The sequence below is a fragment of the Brotomerdimonas butyrica genome (genome assembly GCF_025567305.1).
In the GTDB taxonomy this organism is placed as follows: domain Bacteria; phylum Bacillota; class Clostridia; order Peptostreptococcales; family Anaerovoracaceae; genus Lentihominibacter; species Lentihominibacter butyricus.
Genome location: NZ_JAOQJP010000008.1, coordinates 107,489 through 129,568 on the forward strand (window position 1 = coordinate 107,489; position 22,080 = coordinate 129,568).

At 47.4% G+C, this 22,080-nt stretch carries 20 protein-coding genes; 17 read left to right on the forward strand and 3 right to left on the reverse strand.

Features of this window, described 5'->3' with window-relative positions; genetic code table 11:
- Positions 1-84 precede the first annotated feature (84 nt).
- Positions 85-1,629 (reverse strand): sodium:solute symporter family transporter, encoded by a 1,545-nt coding sequence (locus tag OCV59_RS07170; RefSeq protein ID WP_147593811.1) that lies wholly within the window; start codon positions 1,627-1,629, stop codon positions 85-87.
- Positions 1,630-2,158: 529 nt separating this feature from the next.
- Here OCV59_RS07170 and OCV59_RS07175 point away from each other — a divergent pair.
- The 8 genes from OCV59_RS07175 (at position 2,159) to OCV59_RS07210 (ending at position 11,660) form a co-directional block, all read left to right on the forward strand.
- Positions 2,159-3,547: a Sapep family Mn(2+)-dependent dipeptidase gene (locus OCV59_RS07175; RefSeq protein WP_147593812.1), complete on the forward strand. Its 1,389-nt coding sequence runs from the start codon at positions 2,159-2,161 to the stop codon at positions 3,545-3,547.
- 138 nt (positions 3,548-3,685) lie between these two features.
- Positions 3,686-4,006, forward strand: coding sequence for a DUF3870 domain-containing protein (locus OCV59_RS07180; RefSeq protein WP_147593813.1), 321 nt, complete (start codon positions 3,686-3,688; stop codon positions 4,004-4,006).
- 157 nt (positions 4,007-4,163) lie between these two features.
- Positions 4,164-4,931, forward strand: a complete 768-nt coding sequence (locus tag OCV59_RS07185; protein WP_147593814.1) for a serine hydrolase — start codon at positions 4,164-4,166, stop codon at positions 4,929-4,931.
- A 19-nt stretch (positions 4,932-4,950) separates the two neighbouring features.
- The gene (locus OCV59_RS07190) at positions 4,951-6,912 is read left to right on the forward strand and encodes an OPT family oligopeptide transporter (RefSeq protein WP_262584202.1); all 1,962 of its coding nucleotides are present in this window, start codon (positions 4,951-4,953) and stop codon (positions 6,910-6,912) included.
- A gap of 24 nt (positions 6,913-6,936) precedes the next feature.
- Complete coding sequence (locus OCV59_RS07195; RefSeq protein WP_147593816.1) at positions 6,937-8,025, forward strand: dipeptide epimerase; 1,089 nt, start codon at positions 6,937-6,939, stop codon at positions 8,023-8,025.
- A 509-nt stretch (positions 8,026-8,534) separates the two neighbouring features.
- Positions 8,535-9,929, forward strand: coding sequence for a group II intron reverse transcriptase/maturase (ltrA, locus tag OCV59_RS07200; RefSeq protein ID WP_147593818.1), 1,395 nt, complete (start codon positions 8,535-8,537; stop codon positions 9,927-9,929).
- A gap of 185 nt (positions 9,930-10,114) precedes the next feature.
- On the forward strand, positions 10,115-10,486 hold the full coding sequence (locus tag OCV59_RS07205; RefSeq protein ID WP_262584203.1) for a DUF2752 domain-containing protein: 372 nt from the start codon (positions 10,115-10,117) through the stop codon (positions 10,484-10,486).
- Between the two features lie 190 nt (positions 10,487-10,676).
- Positions 10,677-11,660 carry a DUF4190 domain-containing protein gene (locus OCV59_RS07210; RefSeq protein WP_147593819.1) on the forward strand — a complete coding sequence of 328 codons (984 nt, stop codon included), beginning with the start codon at positions 10,677-10,679 and terminating at the stop codon, positions 11,658-11,660.
- A gap of 149 nt (positions 11,661-11,809) precedes the next feature.
- On the opposite strand, the gene OCV59_RS07215 is transcribed toward OCV59_RS07210, so the two are convergent.
- A complete protein-coding gene (locus tag OCV59_RS07215; protein ID WP_147593820.1) occupies positions 11,810-13,144 on the reverse strand; it encodes an acetyl-CoA hydrolase/transferase family protein in 1,335 nt (444 codons plus the stop codon).
- Between the two features lie 277 nt (positions 13,145-13,421).
- Between OCV59_RS07215 and OCV59_RS07220 the strand changes: the two genes are divergently transcribed.
- The 6 genes from OCV59_RS07220 to OCV59_RS07245 all read left to right on the forward strand — a co-directional run bounded on the left by OCV59_RS07220 (position 13,422) and on the right by OCV59_RS07245 (position 19,299).
- The gene (locus OCV59_RS07220) at positions 13,422-13,559 is read left to right on the forward strand and encodes a helix-turn-helix domain-containing protein (RefSeq protein WP_147593821.1); all 138 of its coding nucleotides are present in this window, start codon (positions 13,422-13,424) and stop codon (positions 13,557-13,559) included.
- A gap of 211 nt (positions 13,560-13,770) precedes the next feature.
- The gene (locus OCV59_RS07225; RefSeq protein WP_147593822.1) at positions 13,771-14,463 is read left to right on the forward strand and encodes a response regulator transcription factor; all 693 of its coding nucleotides are present in this window, start codon (positions 13,771-13,773) and stop codon (positions 14,461-14,463) included.
- A complete protein-coding gene (locus OCV59_RS07230) occupies positions 14,460-15,491 on the forward strand; it encodes a sensor histidine kinase (RefSeq protein ID WP_147593823.1) in 1,032 nt (343 codons plus the stop codon). Before OCV59_RS07225 ends, OCV59_RS07230 begins: the two co-directional genes overlap by 4 nt.
- Before the next feature lie 26 nt (positions 15,492-15,517).
- Positions 15,518-15,937 carry a nuclear transport factor 2 family protein gene (locus OCV59_RS07235; protein WP_044946403.1) on the forward strand — a complete coding sequence of 140 codons (420 nt, stop codon included), beginning with the start codon at positions 15,518-15,520 and terminating at the stop codon, positions 15,935-15,937.
- 189 nt (positions 15,938-16,126) lie between these two features.
- Complete coding sequence (locus OCV59_RS07240) at positions 16,127-16,792, forward strand: ABC transporter ATP-binding protein (protein ID WP_147593824.1); 666 nt, start codon at positions 16,127-16,129, stop codon at positions 16,790-16,792.
- A gap of 14 nt (positions 16,793-16,806) precedes the next feature.
- Positions 16,807-19,299 carry an ABC transporter permease gene (locus OCV59_RS07245; RefSeq protein WP_147593825.1) on the forward strand — a complete coding sequence of 831 codons (2,493 nt, stop codon included), beginning with the start codon at positions 16,807-16,809 and terminating at the stop codon, positions 19,297-19,299.
- Positions 19,300-19,555: 256 nt separating this feature from the next.
- Here the strand turns inward: OCV59_RS07245 and OCV59_RS07250 are convergent, their stop codons facing one another.
- Entirely contained in the window at positions 19,556-20,596 is a 1,041-nt protein-coding gene (locus tag OCV59_RS07250) for a DUF6076 domain-containing protein (RefSeq protein WP_008816376.1), read from the reverse strand.
- Positions 20,597-20,898: 302 nt separating this feature from the next.
- Between OCV59_RS07250 and OCV59_RS07255 the strand changes: the two genes are divergently transcribed.
- The 3 genes from OCV59_RS07255 (at position 20,899) to OCV59_RS07265 (ending at position 22,078) form a co-directional block, all read left to right on the forward strand.
- Positions 20,899-21,123, forward strand: coding sequence for a helix-turn-helix domain-containing protein (locus tag OCV59_RS07255; RefSeq protein ID WP_005362423.1), 225 nt, complete (start codon positions 20,899-20,901; stop codon positions 21,121-21,123).
- 147 nt (positions 21,124-21,270) lie between these two features.
- The gene (locus OCV59_RS07260) at positions 21,271-21,474 is read left to right on the forward strand and encodes a hypothetical protein (RefSeq protein WP_004614949.1); all 204 of its coding nucleotides are present in this window, start codon (positions 21,271-21,273) and stop codon (positions 21,472-21,474) included.
- Between the two features lie 286 nt (positions 21,475-21,760).
- A complete protein-coding gene (locus OCV59_RS07265; protein WP_008816380.1) occupies positions 21,761-22,078 on the forward strand; it encodes a DUF3847 domain-containing protein in 318 nt (105 codons plus the stop codon).
- Positions 22,079-22,080: the final 2 nt, after the last annotated feature.

The window sequence follows — 22,080 nt, forward strand, 5'->3', positions numbered from 1 at the left end:
AGAGATGTAAATAAAAATGACCCGTCGGACATGAAAGTCCGGCGGGCCGTTTAAAAATAGATGACCGTATTGTGATATTATCGTTTACTCTTCGTCTCCAAGCGAGAATCTCGCATGTACTTTTACTTCTCTGTCGTAGCATGAGAAGCAGTCCGTAACGAGCTTGTCATCAGGCTTTGGTGTTATGAGGCTGACAACAGGAACGATGATCAGTCCTGCGAGCATTGCCAGAGCACCTGCATTTATAGGAGACTGCAGTATTTCAGGGAATGAACTCTTGAAAAGGAGATTCATTATCATGAGACCGGAGCCCCATATATAACTGCACCAGCAGGCAGCTTTTGTCGTCTTTTTCCAGTAGAGCCCGTAGAGGAGCGGAGCCAGGAACGAACCGGCCAGAGCACCCCAGGATACACCCATGAGCTGAGCGATGAATGTGATGTTGTTCTTGTACTGTATTATCGCGATGACAACTGATATCAGTATGAACAGTATGATCAGGGCGCGTATTATGAGTACCTGAGTCTTTTCGCTCATGTTCTTTATGAAATTATCTTTCAGGAAGTCAAGCGTCAGCGTTGAGCTCGAAGCTATGACGAGTGAAGATAATGTCGACATCGAAGCTGACAGTACCAGAAGTACCACGAGACCGATAAGGATATCAGGCAGAGTTGAAAGCATCGTCGGGATTATCGAGTCGAAGCCGTCTGTTTCAACATTTATCTGATCTGAAAACAGTCGTCCGAAGCCGCCGAGGAAATAGCATCCGCCTGAAACGACGATGGCAAAGAGCGTTGAAATGATAGTGCCTTTATGTATAGCCTTTTCGCTTTCGATCGCATAGAATTTCTGCACCATCTGAGGAAGTCCCCATGTACCGAGTGACGTGAGTATGACTACGCTCAGCAGGCCGAGAGGATCAGGCCCGAAGAATGAATTGAACACACCGGGAGTCGATGATGCGGCAGGGTCTTCGATACGTGCCAGCGAATCTATAGCTTCGGTGAAGCCGCCCTTGCTCATCAGCACGGCAGCAATAACAGCGACGATGCCGAACAGCATGATTATGCCCTGTATGAAATCGTTGATCGCGGTCGCCATGTAGCCGCCGGCGATAACGTAGATACCTGTGAGGACAGCCATTATGATGATACATACTGTGTAGTCTATATTGAATGCCATACCGAAGAGTCGTGACAGTCCGTTATACAGAGATGCAGTATATGGTATCAGGAATACGAATATGATTACTGAAGCACCTATTTTCAGAGATCTGCTGCTGAATCTCGAACCGAAGAATTCCGGCATTGTTGCGGAATCCAGGTGCTGAGTCATGATCCTTGTGCGTCTGCCGAGGATCACCCATGCGAGCAGCGATCCGATGAGCGCGTTTCCGATACCGATCCAGGTGGAGGCGATACCGAATTTCCAGCCGAACTGACCTGCATAGCCGATAAATATAACTGCTGAGAAGTATGATGTGCCGTAAGCAAATGCTGTGAGCCACGGACCGACGGAACGTCCGCCGAGCACGAAGCCGCTTACATCAGTTGCGTGTTTCCTGCAGTAGAGACCGATTCCGATCATCACTGCGAAAAAGATACAAAGTAGTAAGATTTTGATAAACATAGTTTTTTTGTCCTTTCCTTTCTTTTTTGAAGGACAGTGCATAAAAAAACTGCCCTCCGAACTATGTTCAGAGGGCAGATATTACCGCGTTACCACCTCTGTTTACCGCAGCTTCACAGCTGCAGCCTCACTGAGTTCTTGATAAAACTCGCTCACTGTTACGGGTGAACCCGTTCCAACCTATTTAGCTCTGAAACGATTTAACAACAGATACGTTTCATCACTGTTCAGCGGACTGCTCTCAGAATGTATTCAGTCAGTTTCCTCCCTGCGCCTCTCACCACCCGGCAACTCTCTGTTGGATTCGTAAAGACTTACTGCTTTCCGGTCTTCGCATTTGCCAAATATTATCGCACGTATTCATATCCATGTCAATAGTAAAATTCATAAAAATCCATATAAATTCATAAAAATCCACAAAAGTCCGCTGTAACCTTGTCGGCCGACTAAACCGCTGCATGTTTTTTTATGTTGATATATGCAGGGGAAGCGAATATAATTACAATGAACTTTTCAGGACTGTTAAATTATGACAGATCAGGTACAGACAGAATGGAGATATATGATGAATGAAAAATCACTTGCAGCGTTTATAGATAATGATGCGATGCTTCAGACCTTATGTGAATGCATAGCGATAAAAAGCGTCAGCGGCAAGCCGCAGGAGGGCATGCCCTTCGGGAAAGGCGTAGCTGAGGCACTTGGATTCATACTTGCAAAGGGCAGGGAGCTGGGATTCAAGGCTGTGAATGTCGACGGATATGCGGGATATGTCGAATACTGCCCGGAAAACTGCACAGATGACAGCGAAATGATCGGTGTTCTGGGGCACATGGATGTTGTTCCGGCAGGCGACGGGTGGAATACGGATCCGTTCGAAGGTGTGATAGCTGACGGAAGGATAACGGGAAGAGGAGCCCTCGATGACAAAGGGCCGGTGATCGCAGCGCTTTACGCGATGAAGGCGTTAAAAGATTCGGGAGCTGAGCTGAAGCGCCGGATAAGACTCATCGTAGGCACTGACGAGGAGACCGGCAGCACAGATATGGAGCGTTACAAAAAAACTGAGGAACTGCCTGTATATGCATTTACTCCTGATGCGATGTTTCCTGTCGTGAATTCGGAAAAGAGTATGGTCGTGTTCAGGATATCAAAGCGCTTTTCGGACAGATCAGGTGCGGGAAAATACACACTTGTGAGCGCGTCGGGCGGACTTGCGGTCAATCAGGTGCCGGATAAGGCTGAGATGATTTTGAAATTCGGAGAAAAAACGGAGATCATCAGAAATACCGAAGGACGTGCGGCTCATGGAAGCACGCCGGAAGCAGGTGTCAACGCGATAGACAGCCTGTTGAAAGAAGTCGCTGCAGACAGCAGATATGCGGGATTCCCGGCAGAGCTCAGGCAGTTCATTGAGTTCTACAATGAATATATGAGCGGTGATACAAGAGGGATAAAGCTCGGAGCAGGATACAGCGATGAAAAGCTCGGAGGATCCACTTTCAATGCGGGAGTGCTCGGCGCCGATCAGGAGCATATCGAAGTTCTCGTGGATTACAGGTGCCCTGCGAATGAAGACTGTGAACCGTATCTTGAAAAGATCGCGCAGGTCTGCAGTGCAGAGGGTCTTGAGTTCGAGGTCGTAAAGAAAAAGCAGGGGCTATATTTTCCTGAGGACCATGAGCTCGTAAAGACACTGATGGGAGTATACGAGGAGGAAACGGGAGAGAAGGCTTCGCCTGTAAACATGGGCGGCGGAACATACGCAAAGAGCCTGCCGAATACGGTGGCTTTCGGATCGATCTTCCCGGGGCGTGAGGATACGATGCACCAGGCCAACGAATATATCGATATCAAGGATCTTCTGGCAAGTAGCCGTATCTATGCAAAGGCTATGATGAAACTGGCAAATCTGTAAAAGCGGATCGACTGCTTTCGGACCGGTCGCGTTTTTTCGGTTTTTTCGATGCTTGCATTTTTTGGTTTTTTGATGTGGATATTTTGCTGAAAATATGTTAAAATACGGAAGTGTCAACGTATCGTTATGAGGTAAAACATGTATAAAGATACTACAGTTTATGTTGTCGGACATGGCAGGACAGGCAGTGACAATGCCATAACAAGCAATTTCAAGATTTTTTTCATAGGCTTTGTCATAGATCGTGAAACTGACGAGATCGTGGATCTTGAGTGTTCGGCAACGATAGATATAACGAAAAGATTCGTTTACGATCTTTTTATAGGAAAGAAATTTTCAGGGTACGATGAAAAACTCGTGGCAGATATAGGCCGCCGGTATTTCGGCTCGTCTCAGAAGGCTATAGTGATAGCATACAAGGATGCCCTGAAAAAGTACAGTGAGATAAAAAATATATGAAAGCTTTATACCGAAACTGCTTTATTCAATATGCTGCAGCATAGATATGGACTGCTGTGGCTCCGTGAGTGAAATCCAGTATGGGTCTGATTTGTGTCGGGCCCGTACTGTTTTTTTGTTTCGGATCACATAAAAATTCGACAGGAGAGATTGTATTATGAGAGAAAAACTGATCGCATATCTGCAGCGCGAAGGGGTAAGCGGCGCTTTTGCAGTAAAAGATCTGAGAAGCGGAGAGATCTGTTCTTTCAATGAAGACGAAGTCGTGGCATCGGCAAGCCTGATAAAAATGTTCATACTTATCAGGGCTTTCCAGAAAATAAGGGCCGGAGAGATGACGCTGGATGATCAGATCGAAGTCAGAGCAGAAGATGTCGTGGATTTCAGCGTACTGCTGTTTCTCGATCCGAGAAAGTACAGCCTGAGAGAGCTGCTGAAACTGATGATCGTGTACAGTGACAACACGGCTACGAATGTACTGATAGATCTGTTCGGAATGGACGGGATCAACAGCACTATCAGAGAGCTGGGATACAGCGATTCCGTACTGCAGCGAAAGATGATGGACTTCAGGGCTGCCGAAGAAGGACGCCAGAACTTTACATCTGTGAAGGAAATGCTGGATCTGATGGAAAGACTCTATGAGGACAGACTTCTGGGATCGCCTTACGACGGACAGATGCTGGATATAATGAAGGGTCAGGCAGATGAGACGATGATGAGGCAGGAGCTGCCGGATGAGCTTGTGATAGCCCGCAAGAGCGGAGAACTCGATGCTCTCGATCATGACATTGCCATAGTTTATACAGAAAAGGGGAATTATATATATATATTCTTTGCATGGGATGCAAAGGACAACAATCATGCTCGAAAGATATTATCTGAAACGTCGAAGCTGGTTTTCGATGATTTTATGAGTAAATAATCAAATGAGGAGGAGAAAAATGGAGAGTAATGAAAACAAGCGGACTGCTGACTTTTCATCAAAGGTGAGCGGCGAAAACTACAAGCCGTATGTTTCGCCTGATGAAAATATCAGGGAGTTCACGGTAAGGGCTGTCGTGATCGGCTGCATACTGGCATGCCTGTTCGGGGCGGCAAATGCATACCTTGCGATGAAGATCGGTATGACGATATGCGCGTCGATACCGGCAGCGGTAATAGGTATGGCGGTGCTCAAGGGATTGAAGGGCAGTACAGTTCTGGAAAACAATATCGTACAGACTGTAGGTTCATCGGGAGAAGCCCTTGCTGCAGGTGTGGCATTCACGCTGCCGGCACTGCTGTTGATGGGTGTGAATGTCAAGATGATAACGATTTTCACCATTGCAGCACTTGGCGGACTGCTGGGGTGCATACTCATGATACCGATCAGGAAGTTCCTTATAAAGGATGAGCACGGTAAACTGCCGTATCCTGAAGGCACTGCGTGTGCAGAAGTTATAGTTGCGGGGAAAGAAGGTGGGACCACTTCGAAGATGCTGTTCAAAGGCATCGGTATAGGCGGAGTGTTCAAATTCCTTACTAACGGATTCTGCCTTTTCCCTGAGGAACTCGATATACCGCTCAAAGGATATCTCAAGGGCGGAGCTGTAGGTATGGACGTGTATCCGTCACTGCTGGGTGCAGGATTCCTGGTAGGACCGAGGATCGCGGCGATGTCGCTGGCCGGATCAGTCATCGGATGGTTTGTGATACTTCCTGTGATATATTTCATCGGACAGTATGCGCCGGATGCAATAGGTCTGGCAGACGTGCCTATCGCAGAGCTGGATCACTGGGGACTGTGGACATACTATCTCAAGTACATAGGAATAGGATCGGTCGTAATGGGCGGATTCATAAGTCTGTTCAAGGCGATACCTATCATAGTAAGATCATTCAAGGGAACGTTCGCTGCATACAAGCTCAAAGATGAAGAGATCAAAAGGACTGACAGAAACGTATCTCCTAAGCTCTTAGTGATAGCAGCGATAATAATACTGGGGATCATCGCATTCCTGCCGGTATTCCCTAATGCGATGGCAGGAAGCCTCGGAGCGATACTTGTATTGATATTCGGATTCATATTCGTTACGGTTTCCGCTCATCTTGTAGGTTTCGTGGGAAGCTCGAACAATCCTATCGTAGCGATGTCTATAGGAGGACTCCTCGTTACTGCTGTGCTCTTCAGAGTGATGGGATTCAGCGGAACGAGCGGAGCGATCGCTATCGTTATCGTGGGTTCGATAATCTGTATATGTATAGGTGTATCAGGAGATATGGCACAGGATCTTAAGACAGGATTCCTTCTTGGAGCTACTCCAAGAAGCCAGCAGTACGGTCAGATGATAGGTGTCATCACATCAGCTGCAGTCATGGGTGCTGTAATAATCATGCTGGACAAAGTATACACTATAGGAAGTGAAAAGCTGGCTGCACCGCATGCTACAATGATCAAGTCGCTGGCAGAGGGCGTAATGGAAGGAAACCTTCCGTGGTCGCTGATCCTCATAGGAATGGGCATTGCCGTTGCCGTATGGCTCATGGGCGGCGAAGTGCTGCCGTTCTCTGTAGGGCTGTACCTGCCGATACATCTCAGTGTGACTATGATGATAGGCGGAGCTATCAGAGGAATAATAGACAGCAGAAAGAAATACAGCGAAGAGACCAGAGCGAAGAAGATCGAAAAGGGAACGATGTATGCATCGGGCTATATTGCCGGAGATGCGCTTATAGGCGTAGTCGCTACAGTGCTGATATATCTCGGCACAGGAGTCGATTCATGGGGATTCCTCGATTTCCTCAGAACGGATAATGCATGGGTATCATTCGCACTGTTCCTGATTGTTATCGCATACTTTGTATACAAGATCTTCAGCAGGAGCGATGAAGACAAACTTGACGGCAGAGATCTCAAGATGTAGCGGCGGCAGAAGAAGGTAACAGAGATGAAGATAACAGATATTCAGCTGAAACGCATAGATATACCATTGAAAAAGACTTTCAAGACAGCGCTCAGGACTGTGAGCGTCGCTGAAAACGTGATCGTTCTGGTGCAGACGGACAGCGGAGCGACGGGATTCGGATGTGCGCCGCCTACAGCTGCGATAACTGGGGATACAGTCGAGTCGATTGTTTCAGCCATACGCGGGTATATAGCGCCTGCGATAATCGGTATGGACATCGAGAACACAGACGGGATCATGAATGCGATACAGGATGCGCTCCCGGGAAATACGAGTCCAAAAGCAGCATGCGATATGGCAGTCTATGATCTTGTCGGAAAACATTACGATATACCTTTGCATAAATTCCTTGGAGGATACAGAAAAACTCTTGAAACGGATCTTACGATAAGTATGAATCAGCCGGAAGAAATGAAAGCTGATGCACTCGATGCGCTCGCGCAGGGGTTTGATGCATTAAAGCTCAAGGTCGGTCTCGATCCCGAGCTTGATGTAAAGCGTGTGCAGGCCGTACGGGAAGCAGCGGGGGATAAGATAAGGCTCAGGCTCGATGCAAACCAGGGGTGGACGCCTGAACAGGCGATAGATGTGATAAACAGGCTGGACAGACTCGGCATGAACATAGAGTTCATCGAACAGCCTGTAAAGGCTCGCGATTTTGAGGGACTGAAGAAGGTCAGAGACAATGTCGATACGCTCATCATGGCAGACGAAAGCGTGTTTTCACCGCAGGATGCGATGCGGCTTCTGCAGATGGACGCTGTCGATTTCCTGAACATCAAGCTGATGAAATGCGGCGGGATATACAATGCGCTGAAGATAGCCGGTATCGCGGAAAGCTTCGGCGTGGAGTGCATGCTGGGATGCATGGTGGAGAGCAAGGTAGGGCTTGCTGCCGCTGCGCAGCTTGCTGCTGCAAAGAAGAACATCACGATGGTGGATCTCGATGCGGCCATACTGCTGGCGGAGGATCCGGTCGACGGAGGATATGAAAAGCGAATTCCGTTTTTTGATGTGACGGATGCACCGGGACTGGGGATAAGCGGTATCAGGGGGATGAAGGATATCTAACAGGCAGGATCGGAGAGAATATACAGAAACGATCTCTGGAGAGAAACGCCGCAGCGCGGGGCTCTTTCGGGGATCGTTCTGTTTTATGGTGCGCCCGGCGGCGCACGTTTCTAAAGGGTTAAAGTCCCGAATTCGCCCGGTAGCGGGAAGAAGATAGCTGAACACCAAGGGTGTCTGTCGTGAGGCAGAATCTGAAGGAAGGTGCAGGCAAATCTCCGGTCTGACGAACAGAAATCTCATAGAAGGTCATGCATGAGGGTGAGGCTGCCATACAAGTCAAAGCCCAAAAGCTACACGGGATCATGCAGGATAGATGAGGCAGACAGATGGAGAGGAAGAAACGTGTGGTACCCGGGGAGACCTGTGCGGCACGCTCTGAAAGGAGCAACCACTGCCCAAAGCAGTGCTGAACGCACAGGGGTCAGCAGAGGTCATAGTAGTTGGAAAGAACAATGAAGGACCGAATCAACAGGAGTCTTGAGTATGACCCGGAAAGGAGGAATGAGCATATGAGTGCAGAAAACAACAAAGAAAGCTGCTTGCAGAGAGATAGCGCGGAACGTAAAGGGTATGTAAGAGCGCACCGCTCATTCAACCGGATATGGAAAGAAAGAGACAGTGCAGAGCCAGATCTCCTAGGCAGTATACTCGAAAGAGATAATCTCAATCGAGCATACAAAAGAGTGAAGGCGAACAAAGGAGCGCCGGGAGTAGATGGTATGACTATCGAAGAAGCCCTCCCATGGCTCAAGGAACACAAAGTCGAATTGCTGGAAAGAATCAGGAAGGGGCACTATACACCCTCCCCAGTAAGACGAGTCGAAATCCCAAAGCCGGACGGTGGAATGCGAAAGCTTGGTATTCCAACTGTTGTAGACCGTATCATCCAGCAGGCAATCGCACAGAAGCTGATACCGATCTATGAACCGAAGTTTTCGGAAGGGAGCTACGGCTACAGACCGGGAAGAAGCGCAAAAGACGCCGTTCTGAAGATAAAGGAGTATGCAAAGCAAGGTTACACAAGAGCAGTTGTTCTTGACCTGTCAAAATACTTCGATACGCTGAATCATGTATTGCTATTGAATATCTTACGCAGAGACGTAAAAGATGAAAGAGTGATACAAATGATAAAGAGGTATCTTAAGAGCAGAGTCATGGAAAACGGAGTGGTAGTCAGAACAGAGGAAGGTTCACCACAAGGCGGAAATCTTTCGCCGTTACTGGCAAATATCTATCTAAATGAATTTGACCAGGAATTCCAAAGACGAGGAGTGCCTTGCATCCGCTATGCCGACGACATCGTACTGCTTGCAAAGAGTGAAAGAGCCTCGAAACGGTTACTGGAAAGCAGTACGAAATATCTGGAAGAGACACTGGAATTAAAAGTGAACCGAAAGAAAAGCCGCACGGTAAGTGTATTTGCGATCCGAAATTTTAAGTATCTTGGTTTTTGTTATGGGAAGAACGGAAAAGGAATCTATATCCGTGTCCATGCAGATGCATGGAAGAAAGCCAAGGATAAGCTGAGAAAGCTCACTTCCCGGAGCAGATGCGGAAATATCAGGAAAGCAATGGAAAGAATTAAAATATTCATGCGGGGATGGCTGAACTATTTCAGCATTGCGGATATGAAGAACAACATAGAGGCAATGAATGGATGGCTATATCGAAGGATACGAATGTGTATCTGGAAACAGTGGAAGCTGCCGAAGACAAGGAAGCGGAAGCTGTTAGGACTAGGTCTGCCGGAATGGGCGGCCTGTGAAGGAGCCTACAGTCGTAAAGGCTACTGGAGAATGGCTGGAAGCGGAGTGGTACAAAGAGCGTTAACAAAAGAAAGACTGATACGCTGGGGATGTTACGATTTATCCATGGCATATCAGTCCCTGCACGTCAACTGTTGAAACCGCCGTGTACCGAACGGTACGCACGGTGGTGTGAGAGGACGGCGGCTAGTCACCGCCTCCTACTCGATCCTGTCAGGGCTTATGCTTTCTGAGTTATGAACACCTTGACATACATGGGACACATCAGCATAATGATAGTGAAAGCATAAACGGGTCCATGGAAGAAAGAGTACGACAGTCTGATGATGAAGCTTGATAATGTACAGAAAAAAATACTTTTGATATATGGGGTGCTGATCGCGATCGGGATCACATACACTGTGCTGATATATACGACCGGATTTGGTATACCGTGTATGTTCAATCGCTTTACAGGGTATCTGTGTCCCGGATGCGGGACGTCAAGGATGGCGCTTGCCTTGCTCAGGTTTGACTTTTACTCGGCGTTCAGGTTCAATCCTGTAGCGTTCGTTACAGTGATCATGTGGCTGATGATAAGTATAGGATGCTTTGCAGGCCGACCGGCAGTGCTGAGAAATGAACGGGTGCTGCTCGGGGCGGTCTATGTGAATATAGCGGCATATCTGATCTTCGCGGTGCTGAGGAATCTGTGATATGCCGGTATGCAAAGTCGTGGCAGCAGTGTCGGTTACGGCAGTTGTGCAGACATGCCAGACATATCAGAGCAGCTGCATGTTTGTGGAATGTATCTTCTATGGATAGCGGATTGACTTTTGTTCAGTATCAATATAAAATGACCATATAAGCATATCTGCAGGGGCAGATACGGAAAGGAATATTTCAATGGATAATAATATGAATAACAGTAATGATATGAACAATAGTATTAATAATATGAACAATAACGTGATGCCTGACAAGAGTACGGCAGAAGGCGAGGGGCTGTATACGGAAGCAGTGCAGATGCACAGCGAAAGTGAAGCTGCCCGGCAGGGATTCGTACAGCCTCAGGAAGCTGCAGCAGAAGCGGCGGCACCTGCAGAGGCTGCATGGAACGATACACCTGCGGGTGTCGCAGGAACTGACGGAACTGCAGGGATCGGACAGACACCGCAGCAGATGAATGAGGTGCCGTATACAGGTACAGGCAGGCAGATATACCAGGTCGGCGATCAGTGGCAGATAGGAAGTCCGCAGACGGGGCAGCAGTATACCCAAGGCGATGCACAGCAGGGGAGTCCGCAGACGGGACAGCAGTATACTCAAGGCGATGCACAGCAGGGAAGTCTGCAGACAGGGCAGCAGTATACTCAAGGCGATGCACAGCAGGGTGTTTACGGTACAGGAGCTGATCAGTGGCAGACAGTCAAAGAGCAGCAGCCGTACGGAGCAAGCCAGTATGATCAGAACAACGGTAACGGCGCATGGCAGCAGAATAGCACGGCACAGTATCAGAACCAGAGCAGCGGTCAGTGGCAGCAGAATGCCGGTCAGTATCAGACACAGCACAATGAACATCCTAATTATACATATGATCAGAACAGCACGGGAGGTCAGTATCAGCAGTACACGACACAGCAGGCGCCGGCACACGGCAAAGCAGTTGCTTCGCTGATACTCGGTATCGTGGGAACAGTATGCTGTGCTATAGGCGTTTGCGGAGTCGTGGGACTTATTCTTGCGATAATGGCTAAAAAAGAAGGAAATAATGAAGGGATAAGAACTGTAGGATTCATTCTGAGCATAATCGCGACAGTTCTGTGGGGAGTATTCATGATAATGATGATAGCCGGCATAGCCTCGGATCCGTATTACTATTTGTATTGAGAAAGAAAGTTTCAGTAGGCTGGAACGAATAAGAATGAGAAAAAACACGGGTGTGTGCGTTTTACAGCATGCACCTGTTTTTTATGGTGCCGGCAAACAAAATACCGCATCCCGGGCATCACAGTATTGCCCGGAACGCGGAGCTTTTACTATCTCTTGTTCGAACGTCTCCAGATATTCTGTTTCTCAGCGTCTTTTATAAGCTCGTCTCTGAAATCAGGGTGCGCTATGGATATGATCATCTCGGCGCGTTCCCAGGTGCTCCTGCCGACGAGGTTTACAGCACCGTATTCCGTCACGAGGTAATAGAGCTGACTTCTCGGAGAAGTGACTATATCCCCCTGAAAAATAGGCTTGATATTGGATTCGAGCGTGCCGTCCTTTTCCCTGAATACGGAAGGCATGCAGATGAACGCTTTGCCGCCTTTTGACATCGCGGCACCGGTGAGGAAGTCCAGCTGGCCTCCTGTACCGCTGATCTGCCGAGTGCCTGAGCTTTCCGCACATACCTGACCGTAAAGGTCGGTAGAGATACAGCTGTTTATCGAAATCATATTATCGATCTTTGCTATGATCTCAGGCGAGTTCACGTACTCGAGCGGGTAGGAGATCACACCGGGGTTTTCGTGTACCCATTCATAGAGTGTGTCAGTCCCGAAAGCTATGCCGAACACGCCTTTGCCCGGACTGAGCGCAGAGTATCTGTTTTTCAGCTTTCCAGCCTTGTGTATATAGTAATATGCGTCGGAGCAGAGCTCTGTGTGCATCCCGAGGTCTTTCAGATCGGAGTCGGCGATCATCTTGCCGATGATGCCGGGAAGACCGCCGATGCCGAGCTGGAGAGTGGCACTGTCTGGGATGTACGGCATTATGTGTTCCGCGATCTTTATTTCTGCTTCGGTGGGTTCTTCGAGGTGTACCTGGAACAGCGGGCCGTGCTTGCCTTCGACCACCATGTCGACTTCTGATATGTGGATGCTGTCGCCGATCCCTCCGTATACACGTGGCAGATTTTCGTTGACCTCGACTATCACGATGTCGGCCTTGTCGAGGATGCCCTTTGCTATACCGGTCGAGGTCGACAGGTTGAAATATCCGTGCGCGTCCATCGGTGTGACTGATATCATTGCTACGTTTATCTCAAGGAAATTCTTGTAGTATTCGACGACATTTCGGAAAATCATCGGTATATAGTTGCACAGGCCTTTGTCGCAGAGTTTGCGTTCGTATGCGGAGCAGTGCCAGCTGTTGTATATGAAATGTTCGCGCTGGGGGTCGCATTCGACGACTTTGATAGGGCCGAAAATCAGGTTTCCTCGGATCTTGACGTCGCTCAGCTCGTCCTTTCGCGCTGCGAGAGCTTCATCGAGAAGTGCGGGGAATCCGTTTGAAGTGGTGTATTCCACCCAGTCGCCGCTTTTTACTGCTTTCACGGCTTCCTCAGGTGTGCGAAGTTTAGATTTGTACTGATCGTAATATGACATTGTAAATCCTCCGGTAAATGTTTTCTATTATGATTTTACAATAGTATCGGCGATTTTCAAAGGAAAAATAATATGGTGCGGGATAGCCGGAGGCGTGTATAATATATCTGTCTGCCGTGACTTTCATGCAAAGGGCTGCAGATGCTTATGTAAAGAGTTGCAGCTGTGTGCATCACGCACACCTGCGTTTTGCAGCAGACCTCAGGTCTCTACGCAGCGTTGATTAACAGACATGATCTGATCTGCTATCATATGCAGTGAAAGGAGCATGGTAATTATGGATCAGTATGTTACAGGAGAAATAATAAGGAAACTGCGTGAAGAGAAAAAAATGACGCAGGCAGAGCTGGCGGAGAAGCTGAGCGTCAGCGACAAAACAGTATCAAAATGGGAAAACGGAGTTTCCCATAGTTAAAGATACCACACCAAATATGATGAACCCACGCTTATACACTACCAGCTATAATAAACCGCAAGGACAGCAATTTGATGATACTGCTGTCCTTTCTTTTATAAAATTGCAGTACACATAAAAAAGCTGTAAAATGATAAATATATTTGTCCTTGTAACAATTCTCGGACATTTGCCTGTTATACTATCTGCAAAAAGCAAAGGAAGTGAGAATATGGAGCAGATTTTAATTGTCGAGGACGACAGTTTTTTGAATAAGATGTTGGCCTATAACCTGACCGCAGACGGCTACGGCGTGACTTCTGCCCTAAATGCCAGAACCGCAGCCGAAGCCATCCGCCAGCGGGAATTTAATTTAGTGCTGCTGGACATCAACCTGCCGGACGGGAACGGTTTTGAACTGTGCAAGCTGATAAAGCCCCAGCACCCGGATACCATCGTGATTTTCCTGACCGCCAACGATCAGGAGAGCGACCAGATACGGGGCTATGAGGTGGGCGCGGTGGATTACATCACAAAGCCCTTTGTGATCGGGGCCTTGCAGCGGAAAATCAAAGCCATGTTCGCCATGCTGGAACACCACAAACCGGCCAAGGACATTTACGACGACGGGCGGCTGTTTCTGGACTTCTCGGAACAGACGGCTTCCTTAAATGGCAAGCCCCTGACCCTATCCCCGATGGAGTACAAAATGCTGAACCTGTTCCGCAAAAATCCCCGGCAAGTGCTGACCCGTGGGCAGCTTTTGGAAAAGCTGTGGGATATAGACGAAAGGTTTGTAGACGAACACACCCTGACAACTTCTATCAGCCGGATTCGCAGCAAGATTGAATCCGACGGCGGCGCGCCCTACATCAAGACCGTTTACGGCATGGGCTATCAATGGACGGGAGGCGAGGCAAAATGAAATTTCAAAACCTCTCGGTAAAGCGGCTGTTTGGCCGGGTGGCAATAGGGTTTGCCCTCTCCATGTCCGGGATCACCATAGCCCTTTTTCTTGTGACAAAACAGACGGCGGTGCTGCTGACGGGCGGGGCGCTGCTGTTGTGCGCCCTTGTAGGGATTTTTGTACTGACGCAGGCGTTTGGAAAACGGTTATCACAGTTTACCGCTGACCTGTGCCAGACCTTAGACCACATGATTGCCGGAAATGAAGCGCCCCAGCGGCCAGAGGACAGCGAAACCCAGCTTGCCAGAATCGGACACCGGCTGGCAAGGCTTTACCAGATCATGCAGGAGAACCGCCGCCGGGTGGACGAGGAACGGCAGGAGTTACAGACCCTTGTATCGGATATTTCCCATCAGGTGAAAACGCCGGTAAGCAATCTGAAAATGGCGACGGACACCCTGCTGGAAAAGCCTATGGCCGAGGCAGAGCGCACCGACTTTATCCGGGGAATCCGCAGCCAGACGGATAAGCTGGACTTTCTCTTTCAGGCCCTTGTGAAAACCTCCCGTCTGGAAACAGGCGTGATCCAGTTGGACAAGAAACCGGGCCGCCTCTTTGATACCGTGGCACAGGCCATGAGTGGGATCGTGTATGCAGCGGAGAAAAAGGAAATCGCCGTGTCCGTGGACTGCCCGGAGGATTTGACCGTTTCCCATGACAGCAAGTGGACATCGGAAGCCCTCTTTAACCTGCTGGACAATGCGGTGAAGTACACCCCGGCAGGCGGGAAAATCGCTGTGTCTGTGGTGCTGTGGGAAATGTATGTGGAAATCAAAGTGACCGACACTGGCAAGGGCATTTCCGAAAGCAATCAGGCCGCTATCTTCCAGCGCTTCTATCGTGAGGAAGAAGTACACGAACAGCAGGGTGTGGGCATTGGCCTGTATCTGGCCCGCGAGATCGTAACGCGGCAGGGTGGCTATATCAAAGTGGTTTCGGAGCCGGGCAAGGGTTCGGAATTTTCCATTATGCTGCCTACAAAATGAAAGTAAACAAGCGAGGTGTTTCTATTATGAATGAACGAGAAAAAATAATCCGACTGTGGTTTGATATGTGGCTTTATCAGAAAGATATGGGCATTGATGATATTTTTGCGGAAGATGTACTCTATACAGAAAGTTGGTGTCCCCAGTATAGCAATCGTAAAACAGTAAAACATTGGTTTCAGGAGTGGAATACCCGTGGAAAGGTGGTAGTTTGGGAAATCAAGCAATTTTTCCATAAAGAAAATCAAACGATTGTAGAGTGGTATTTCAAAAATGGAATGAACAATGGGGATATAGAGGAATTTGACGGTATTTCTTTGATTGAATGGACAGAGGACAATAAAATAAAATCATTAAAAGAGTTTGGGTGTAACCGTAATACCTACAATCCTTATCAAGAAAGCGATACTCCTCAATTTAGAAATCAAAAGGCGAATTGGTTTTAGAACAGATCATGAGCTACGGCGGACGGCCATTTCCGGCTGCCCGCCGTAAATTTTTTTGAAATGTCCGAGCGTTGTAACATTTCACCCCGATTTTCAATGAAATTTTTGGGCCGCTGTAACATTTCGCGGACATTTGGGTTTTACAATACCCTTATCAGCAGGCAGAAAGCCTTGGAAGGAGTTTTGAGTATGAGTATTTTACAGACTATCGACCTGAAAAAGTATTACGGCACAAAGCCGAATATCACCCGCGCCCTTGACGGCGTGAACTTCTCCGTAAATGACGGTGAGTTTGTGGCCGTTGTGGGAACCTCCGGAAGCGGCAAGTCCACCCTGCTTCACATGATGGGCGGGCTGGACACTCCCACCAGCGGAACCGTGATTGTCCGGGACAAAGAGCTGTCGAAAATGAACGACGAACAGCTCACCATCTTCCGCCGCCGCAACATCGGCTTTATCTTCCAGAACTATAACCTTGTTCCGATCCTGAATGTGTATGAGAACATCGTCCTGCCGGTGGAGCTGGACGGGGACACGGTGGATCAGAAGTTTTTGGACGAGATCGTTCATCTGCTGGGGCTGGAAGATAAACTGAAAAACATGCCGAACAATCTTTCCGGCGGACAGCAGCAGCGTGTGGCTATCGCCCGCGCCTTGATTACCAAACCGGCTATTGTGCTGGCCGACGAGCCGACCGGCAACCTTGACAGCAAGACCAGCGCCGAGGTGCTGGGGCTTATCAAGCGCACCAGTGCAGAGTTCCGGCAAACTGTTGTGATGATTACGCACAATGACGACATTGCCCGCCTTGCAGATCGGATTGTCCGCATTGAGGACGGCAGGATTGTGGAATAAGGAGGTGGCAAGCTATGACATGGCCTTTTGAAAATGATACCAGTGACATTGAAAAGAAGCTGGCAAAGCGCAGTTTGCATCGTGAACGGCAGCGTAATTTATTTGCAATCATTGCTCTTGTGCTAACTGCATTTATGATAACTGCGACATTCAGTATTGGTTTTAGTTACTTTGAAACCTACCAAATGCAACAAATTCGGTTAATGGGAACTACCGCTGATGTCGGAATCACAAATGTAACAGAAAATCAGTTGGTTGAAATTTCAAAATCAAACCTTGTCCTTGACGTAGGTATACAGCAGCGTTTAGGCAGTGTTGATACAGAGCAACTGCAAAATGCGAGATTAGGTATAGTTTGGATAGATGATACCGAGTGGGGAACCCACCGTCTGCCTACTATATCAAGTGTTGTAGGAAATTACCCATCAAGTAAAAACGAAATTATGCTACCTACATGGGTGCTTGAACAGATGGGCATTTCTGATCCGCAAATAGGGATGGAGATTGTGTTGTCGTACCAAATTGGCGATAGCTATAATTATGTCTCAGACACCTTTTTGCTGTCGGGCTACTATACGGACTACATTCCAATGCGCACAAATAATCGTGGTTATGTTTATGTTTCATCCGCTTTTAAGGATAGCTTAAATGTATCACTGGATAATAGTGTTACGGCAATGATCCGTTTTCAAGGCAATGATAATGCTGACAAAAACTGTGAAAGATTGCGGCGTGAGATTGACTTTACAGAAGGGCAAACATTTGAAATTGTACCATTAGAACAGGCAAATGGTGGAACTATTATTTTAGCTGTAATAATTTTAGCAGTTTTTATATCCTTTAGCGGCTATCTGCTGATTTATAATATTCTTTATGTCTCTGTCGTAAAAGATGTGCAATTCTATGGCCGTCTTAAAACGATTGGAATGACCCAAAGGCAGATAAAGAGAATTATCTATAAGCAGGCAATCAGAATCTCTTGTATTGGTATTCCGATTGGTCTGTTACTTGGTGCGGTTGTTTCCTTTGGCATTGTTCCTTACTTCCTGAATATGATGTATTCAACAAATTCTGATGTGGGAACAAAAGTATCTTTTTCGCCGTTTATTTTCATAGGAGCGGCCATATTTACGTTCATTACCGTTATGATTGCAAGCATGAAGCCCGCCAAAATTGCCGGAAATGTTTCACCAATAGCAGCACTCCAATATACAGCAGCCAGCACAAAGAGCAGCGCCAGAAATTGTAGCAAAATGAAGTTGTCCAGAATGGCATGGAACAATGTCTTTCGTAATGCTAAGAGTACAACCCTTGTTTTTGCATCGCTTTTTTTCGGCCTTTCCTTGTTCCTTGTCGTCACAGGGCTATTACATGGTTTAAGCCCGGAGAATTATGTGAGCCAATGGGGAGTAAGCGATTTTGCACTCACATATAGTATCCACGAAAGAGAAGATTTAATTTCCAGCGAAATGGTTTCAGAGATTGGTCAGCTTGACGGCATTGAGAATTTGAGGTTGACCTATGCACCTTATCCTCAAGTAGCAGCAGATGTTGTATATGACGATGCTGTATTTCACGAGTTTCTTGCGTCATTAGACGGAGTAAACGGCATTGATTTTTCTGATCCGGCAAAATTAGAAAATTATCAGCAAAACTTTTTTAGCGGGGTTTTTGGAATTGACAGTGCATATTTGGAAGAAATCAATAAAACCTTAAACTTGCCTATTGACACGTCTGCCTTTGAACAAGGAAAGGTTGTGCTGCTGTCCAAAACAGTAGAAGGCCTTATTCAGCCAGGGCAGGAAATAACAATCCAGACGCAGAACGGACAGCATTCCTTTATTGTAGCGAACGGTTATTTGAATGAAGGGTTTCGAGCAGGAGGAGGCAATGAGAGAGGGACGGCTCCTGATTTGTATATTAGTCAAACAGCTTTGAAAGAACTCTTTCCGCAATATAGAGTGTTCCGCGTGGCCTTTGATACGGATGGTCAACATGACGAAAGTATACTGCAAGAATTAAAGCAAATCACCGCATCACAAGCTAACATTGATATTATATCCCGATATGAACGGCGAGAAGAAATGCAGGAATATCTCATTACAGCAAAGGTTTTAGGAACAGGGTTGTCCGTGATCCTGCTGCTTGTTGGTGTCATGAACTTTGTCAATACAATGGTTGTCAATGTAAATACTCGGCGCTATGAATTAGCTGTTCTTGAAAGCATTGGAATGACAAAGCGACAAATCAAACGAATGCTATTTATGGAAGGTTTCTATTATTGGGGCGTTTCCCTTTCCCTTGCAGTCACCATTGGAACAGCAATCTTCATCTTGCTATATATGATTTTTAGTAAAGTGGCCTATTATGCTGTTTTCTCCTATCCATTTATCCCACTGGTGCTGGTGTCTGGACTGGTGTTGCTAATCTGCCTTATTGTGCCTATATGGGTCTACAAAACTGACGTTAACCTTCCAGTTGTGGAGCGATTGCGGTTGACAGAGTGAGTTTAATCAAATAGCAAAACATCCTTAGATCAATCATATCGAAGCGGAGCAGATTTTAGCTGCTCCGCTTCTTTAGTATTTTTCAAAAAATTCTTTTGAAATGTCCGAGCTTTGTAACAATTCAGCCTGTTTTTCTGTCGAAATCAAAGGCACCTCGGACATTTATAGTTCTTCCAAAAGTTTGATGATAATATTACCATTCATGGAAGAAGCAATCTGTTATTGCAATAATGCGAAATTGACGATAGAAAGTTTTTCATATCTCGGTCAGCTCAACAATTACATTACTCTGCTGATACAGCCAGTCCGTAAATTCTTTCGGGCTGGCCGTTCCTGTTTTTACAGCCTTTTTTCTCTGTAAGGCTTCTTTCTTAAAGTCGGAAAAGGAAGCCTGTATTTTTTCCAGACGGTCAGCCGGAAAGCCTGCGGTATTTTTTACCCGGTTTATTTTGTTGCGCCAGTTCTGGCATTCATTTTTATAAAGCAGGTCATAGTTATTTTCTCTTGACCTCTCGTCAAATTCCCGCTTGTTTTGAAGCGCCTGTGCTTTTCGGCACTTGTCGCTGCACAGCTCATACCGCTGGCTCTTTGCCAGAAAATATTTTCCACAGACCTTGCACCGCCGGAAGCAAAGCCCCCAGTCATTCAGCCTGTTCAGATAATAGGTAATCAACGGGTAGAGGGACGCATAGGCAGACACACATTCTTCTGTGCGCCGGTTGTCCGGGAACCAGAGGTCAAGCCGGGTATCTTCTGACGGTGCGCCTTTGAAATAAAGGCTGCCAGCTTGAAATTGTTTCGGTTTTCCTGTCTCCCTGTCAAAGCTCATGGTTTCGTTTTGGAATACCCCGGTCAGTCTGCTCATTTTATCCATGAAGCGGTCACAGGCAGCGTTACGGTCACGGGGTTCTCTGGCAAGCAGATAGCTGTTCCAGATACGGAACGCCACATACATTTTCAGAGGGTCGTTGCTAAGATATTTCTCCCAAAGAAATTCGCTTGCCGCCTGCTCCAGCTCCGGCTGTTTCCATCGGTTGGAGTGGAGAGCTTGCCGCAGCGGAGAAAGCCCGTATAAGTTCCAGTCTCTGTCCGTGTCACGCTCAAAGTTTATCAAAAAAGTTCCCAGTGGGCGTGTCATATCACAAAGCACCTCTGCGTTTTGGCTCCCGTTCAGACGGAAGCGGATCTGCTGTTCTTCCCCAATCAAAATCCGCTCTTTCATTTTCTTCCTGTCCAGCGTCAGGACAAACAAAATCCTCTCAAAACATGGCTCATGCCGTATAAACTGATTCTCCATCCCTATCCCCTGCCTTTGTTTATGGTAATTATATAATTCAGTTATATCCGTTACACTCATGGTATCGCAGAATCATTGTTTTGTCAAGGATAGTACGCTATGATGATTGCGGTTGGTAATTTCGTACCGCACAGTACCTTGACAAGTGAATGACCGTCCAAAAGGGATATGACCGGCAGGAGAAGTGACGCATTCGGCGCACCAATGCAGGGAAACACCGCAGGAATGGGGCAGGAAAACGGCTTTTGGGGAGAACGGCAACAGGAAGCATTTTAACCTATTTGATTTATGGGAGGAACAGAATGAACGATAAAAAGAGATTGAACAGCTACGAGGATTTACCGCTGGTTCTGGATGTGGCGGACATTCAGCGGATTATGGGAATTTCAAGAGCGAGCGCCTATGAGCTGGTACACACACCCGGCTTTCCAGCGTTCCGCAGGGGCAGACTTATCAAGGTCAGCAAAATTGCTTTCTTTGAATGGATGGCAAAAGGCTCCGAAACCGTACCGGGAAGCGACAAATAAGCGTGAGGTATCATTCCCTGACTTGCAATACTGCCGCACTTTCCAAAGGGGCATACAGAGGGAAAAAAACTTAAAAATGATACCGAGACGCTACATCAAAACAGCCTATCTGCGTACATCAGATAGAAACGGAGAAAGGAGCCGGTTATGGCAAGAATGAGTAACAAGCGGCGGTTGGAATGGTCTTTCTTCTTAAATGACCGCAGCCGTATCACTTACAACGAACTGTGCCGGAAATGCCAGCACGAATGTAAACAGAGCTTCCGGGCGGTTGTGGTTGACTGCCCGAAGTATCTTTCCAAGCGTTCCAAGAAAAAGGACAAGACTGCCGGAAACGGCAAAATCCCTTAGGAACTAAGGGCGCACTTCTATACATAGTCTAAAGACCATGTATCGTGCGTCCTGCGGAGCTTACCTCTGCCGCTGATAAAATCAGCAATCCGAGGTCTGCGTTCGCTTCGCTCCGACAAGGTGGCTACACCCCCTTGCGCCGCTAAAGCGGCTATCCCCTGTGTACCCGCCGCAAAGAGAAATCCGCTCTGCGGTTTTCCCTTTTCATCGGGTTTTATAGAAGCACTGACACACGGACTGTCTGCGGATGGTCTTTCTTTATCTTATCAGCAAAGGATGTGAGAACATGGAAAAATCTTTGGAACAGTTGAAGCAGGAATATGAAAAAACCACTGTCCTGCTGGAACAGGAAAAACGGAAAATGCAGCGTTTGAAAAACCGGCAGGCGTATCTGGAAAGCGGTTCCCGGAAACAGAGGACGCACCGGCTGATTACCCGTGGGGCAGCTATTGAGAGCATTGCACCACAGACAAAGGAGCTATCCGAAGCGGAATTTTATTCCCTCATGGAAAGCATTTTGAATCTGCCGCAGGCGGAGCATTTCATCCGGTCTGCCACAGAGAACCACGCCCGTATTTCCGGGCAGGAGAAAGGCGGTGACTAAGG

Bases quoted from the DNA above. Each gene is read 5' to 3' on its own strand.
- OCV59_RS07170 (WP_147593811.1), bottom strand. From the start codon at position 1,629: ATGTTTATCAAAATCTTACTACTTTGTATCTTTTTCGCAGTGATGATC.
- OCV59_RS07175 (WP_147593812.1), top strand. From the start codon at position 2,159: ATGACAGATCAGGTACAGACAGAATGGAGATATATGATGAATGAAAAA.
- OCV59_RS07180 (WP_147593813.1), top strand. From the start codon at position 3,686: ATGTATAAAGATACTACAGTTTATGTTGTCGGACATGGCAGGACAGGC.
- OCV59_RS07185 (WP_147593814.1), top strand. From the start codon at position 4,164: ATGAGAGAAAAACTGATCGCATATCTGCAGCGCGAAGGGGTAAGCGGC.
- OCV59_RS07190 (WP_262584202.1), top strand. From the start codon at position 4,951: ATGGAGAGTAATGAAAACAAGCGGACTGCTGACTTTTCATCAAAGGTG.
- OCV59_RS07195 (WP_147593816.1), top strand. From the start codon at position 6,937: ATGAAGATAACAGATATTCAGCTGAAACGCATAGATATACCATTGAAA.
- ltrA (WP_147593818.1), top strand. From the start codon at position 8,535: ATGAGTGCAGAAAACAACAAAGAAAGCTGCTTGCAGAGAGATAGCGCG.
- OCV59_RS07205 (WP_262584203.1), top strand. From the start codon at position 10,115: ATGATGAAGCTTGATAATGTACAGAAAAAAATACTTTTGATATATGGG.
- OCV59_RS07210 (WP_147593819.1), top strand. From the start codon at position 10,677: ATGGATAATAATATGAATAACAGTAATGATATGAACAATAGTATTAAT.
- OCV59_RS07215 (WP_147593820.1), bottom strand. From the start codon at position 13,144: ATGTCATATTACGATCAGTACAAATCTAAACTTCGCACACCTGAGGAA.
- OCV59_RS07220 (WP_147593821.1), top strand. From the start codon at position 13,422: ATGGATCAGTATGTTACAGGAGAAATAATAAGGAAACTGCGTGAAGAG.
- OCV59_RS07225 (WP_147593822.1), top strand. From the start codon at position 13,771: ATGGAGCAGATTTTAATTGTCGAGGACGACAGTTTTTTGAATAAGATG.
- OCV59_RS07230 (WP_147593823.1), top strand. From the start codon at position 14,460: ATGAAATTTCAAAACCTCTCGGTAAAGCGGCTGTTTGGCCGGGTGGCA.
- OCV59_RS07235 (WP_044946403.1), top strand. From the start codon at position 15,518: ATGAATGAACGAGAAAAAATAATCCGACTGTGGTTTGATATGTGGCTT.
- OCV59_RS07240 (WP_147593824.1), top strand. From the start codon at position 16,127: ATGAGTATTTTACAGACTATCGACCTGAAAAAGTATTACGGCACAAAG.
- OCV59_RS07245 (WP_147593825.1), top strand. From the start codon at position 16,807: ATGACATGGCCTTTTGAAAATGATACCAGTGACATTGAAAAGAAGCTG.
- OCV59_RS07250 (WP_008816376.1), bottom strand. From the start codon at position 20,596: ATGGAGAATCAGTTTATACGGCATGAGCCATGTTTTGAGAGGATTTTG.
- OCV59_RS07255 (WP_005362423.1), top strand. From the start codon at position 20,899: ATGAACGATAAAAAGAGATTGAACAGCTACGAGGATTTACCGCTGGTT.
- OCV59_RS07260 (WP_004614949.1), top strand. From the start codon at position 21,271: ATGGCAAGAATGAGTAACAAGCGGCGGTTGGAATGGTCTTTCTTCTTA.
- OCV59_RS07265 (WP_008816380.1), top strand. From the start codon at position 21,761: ATGGAAAAATCTTTGGAACAGTTGAAGCAGGAATATGAAAAAACCACT.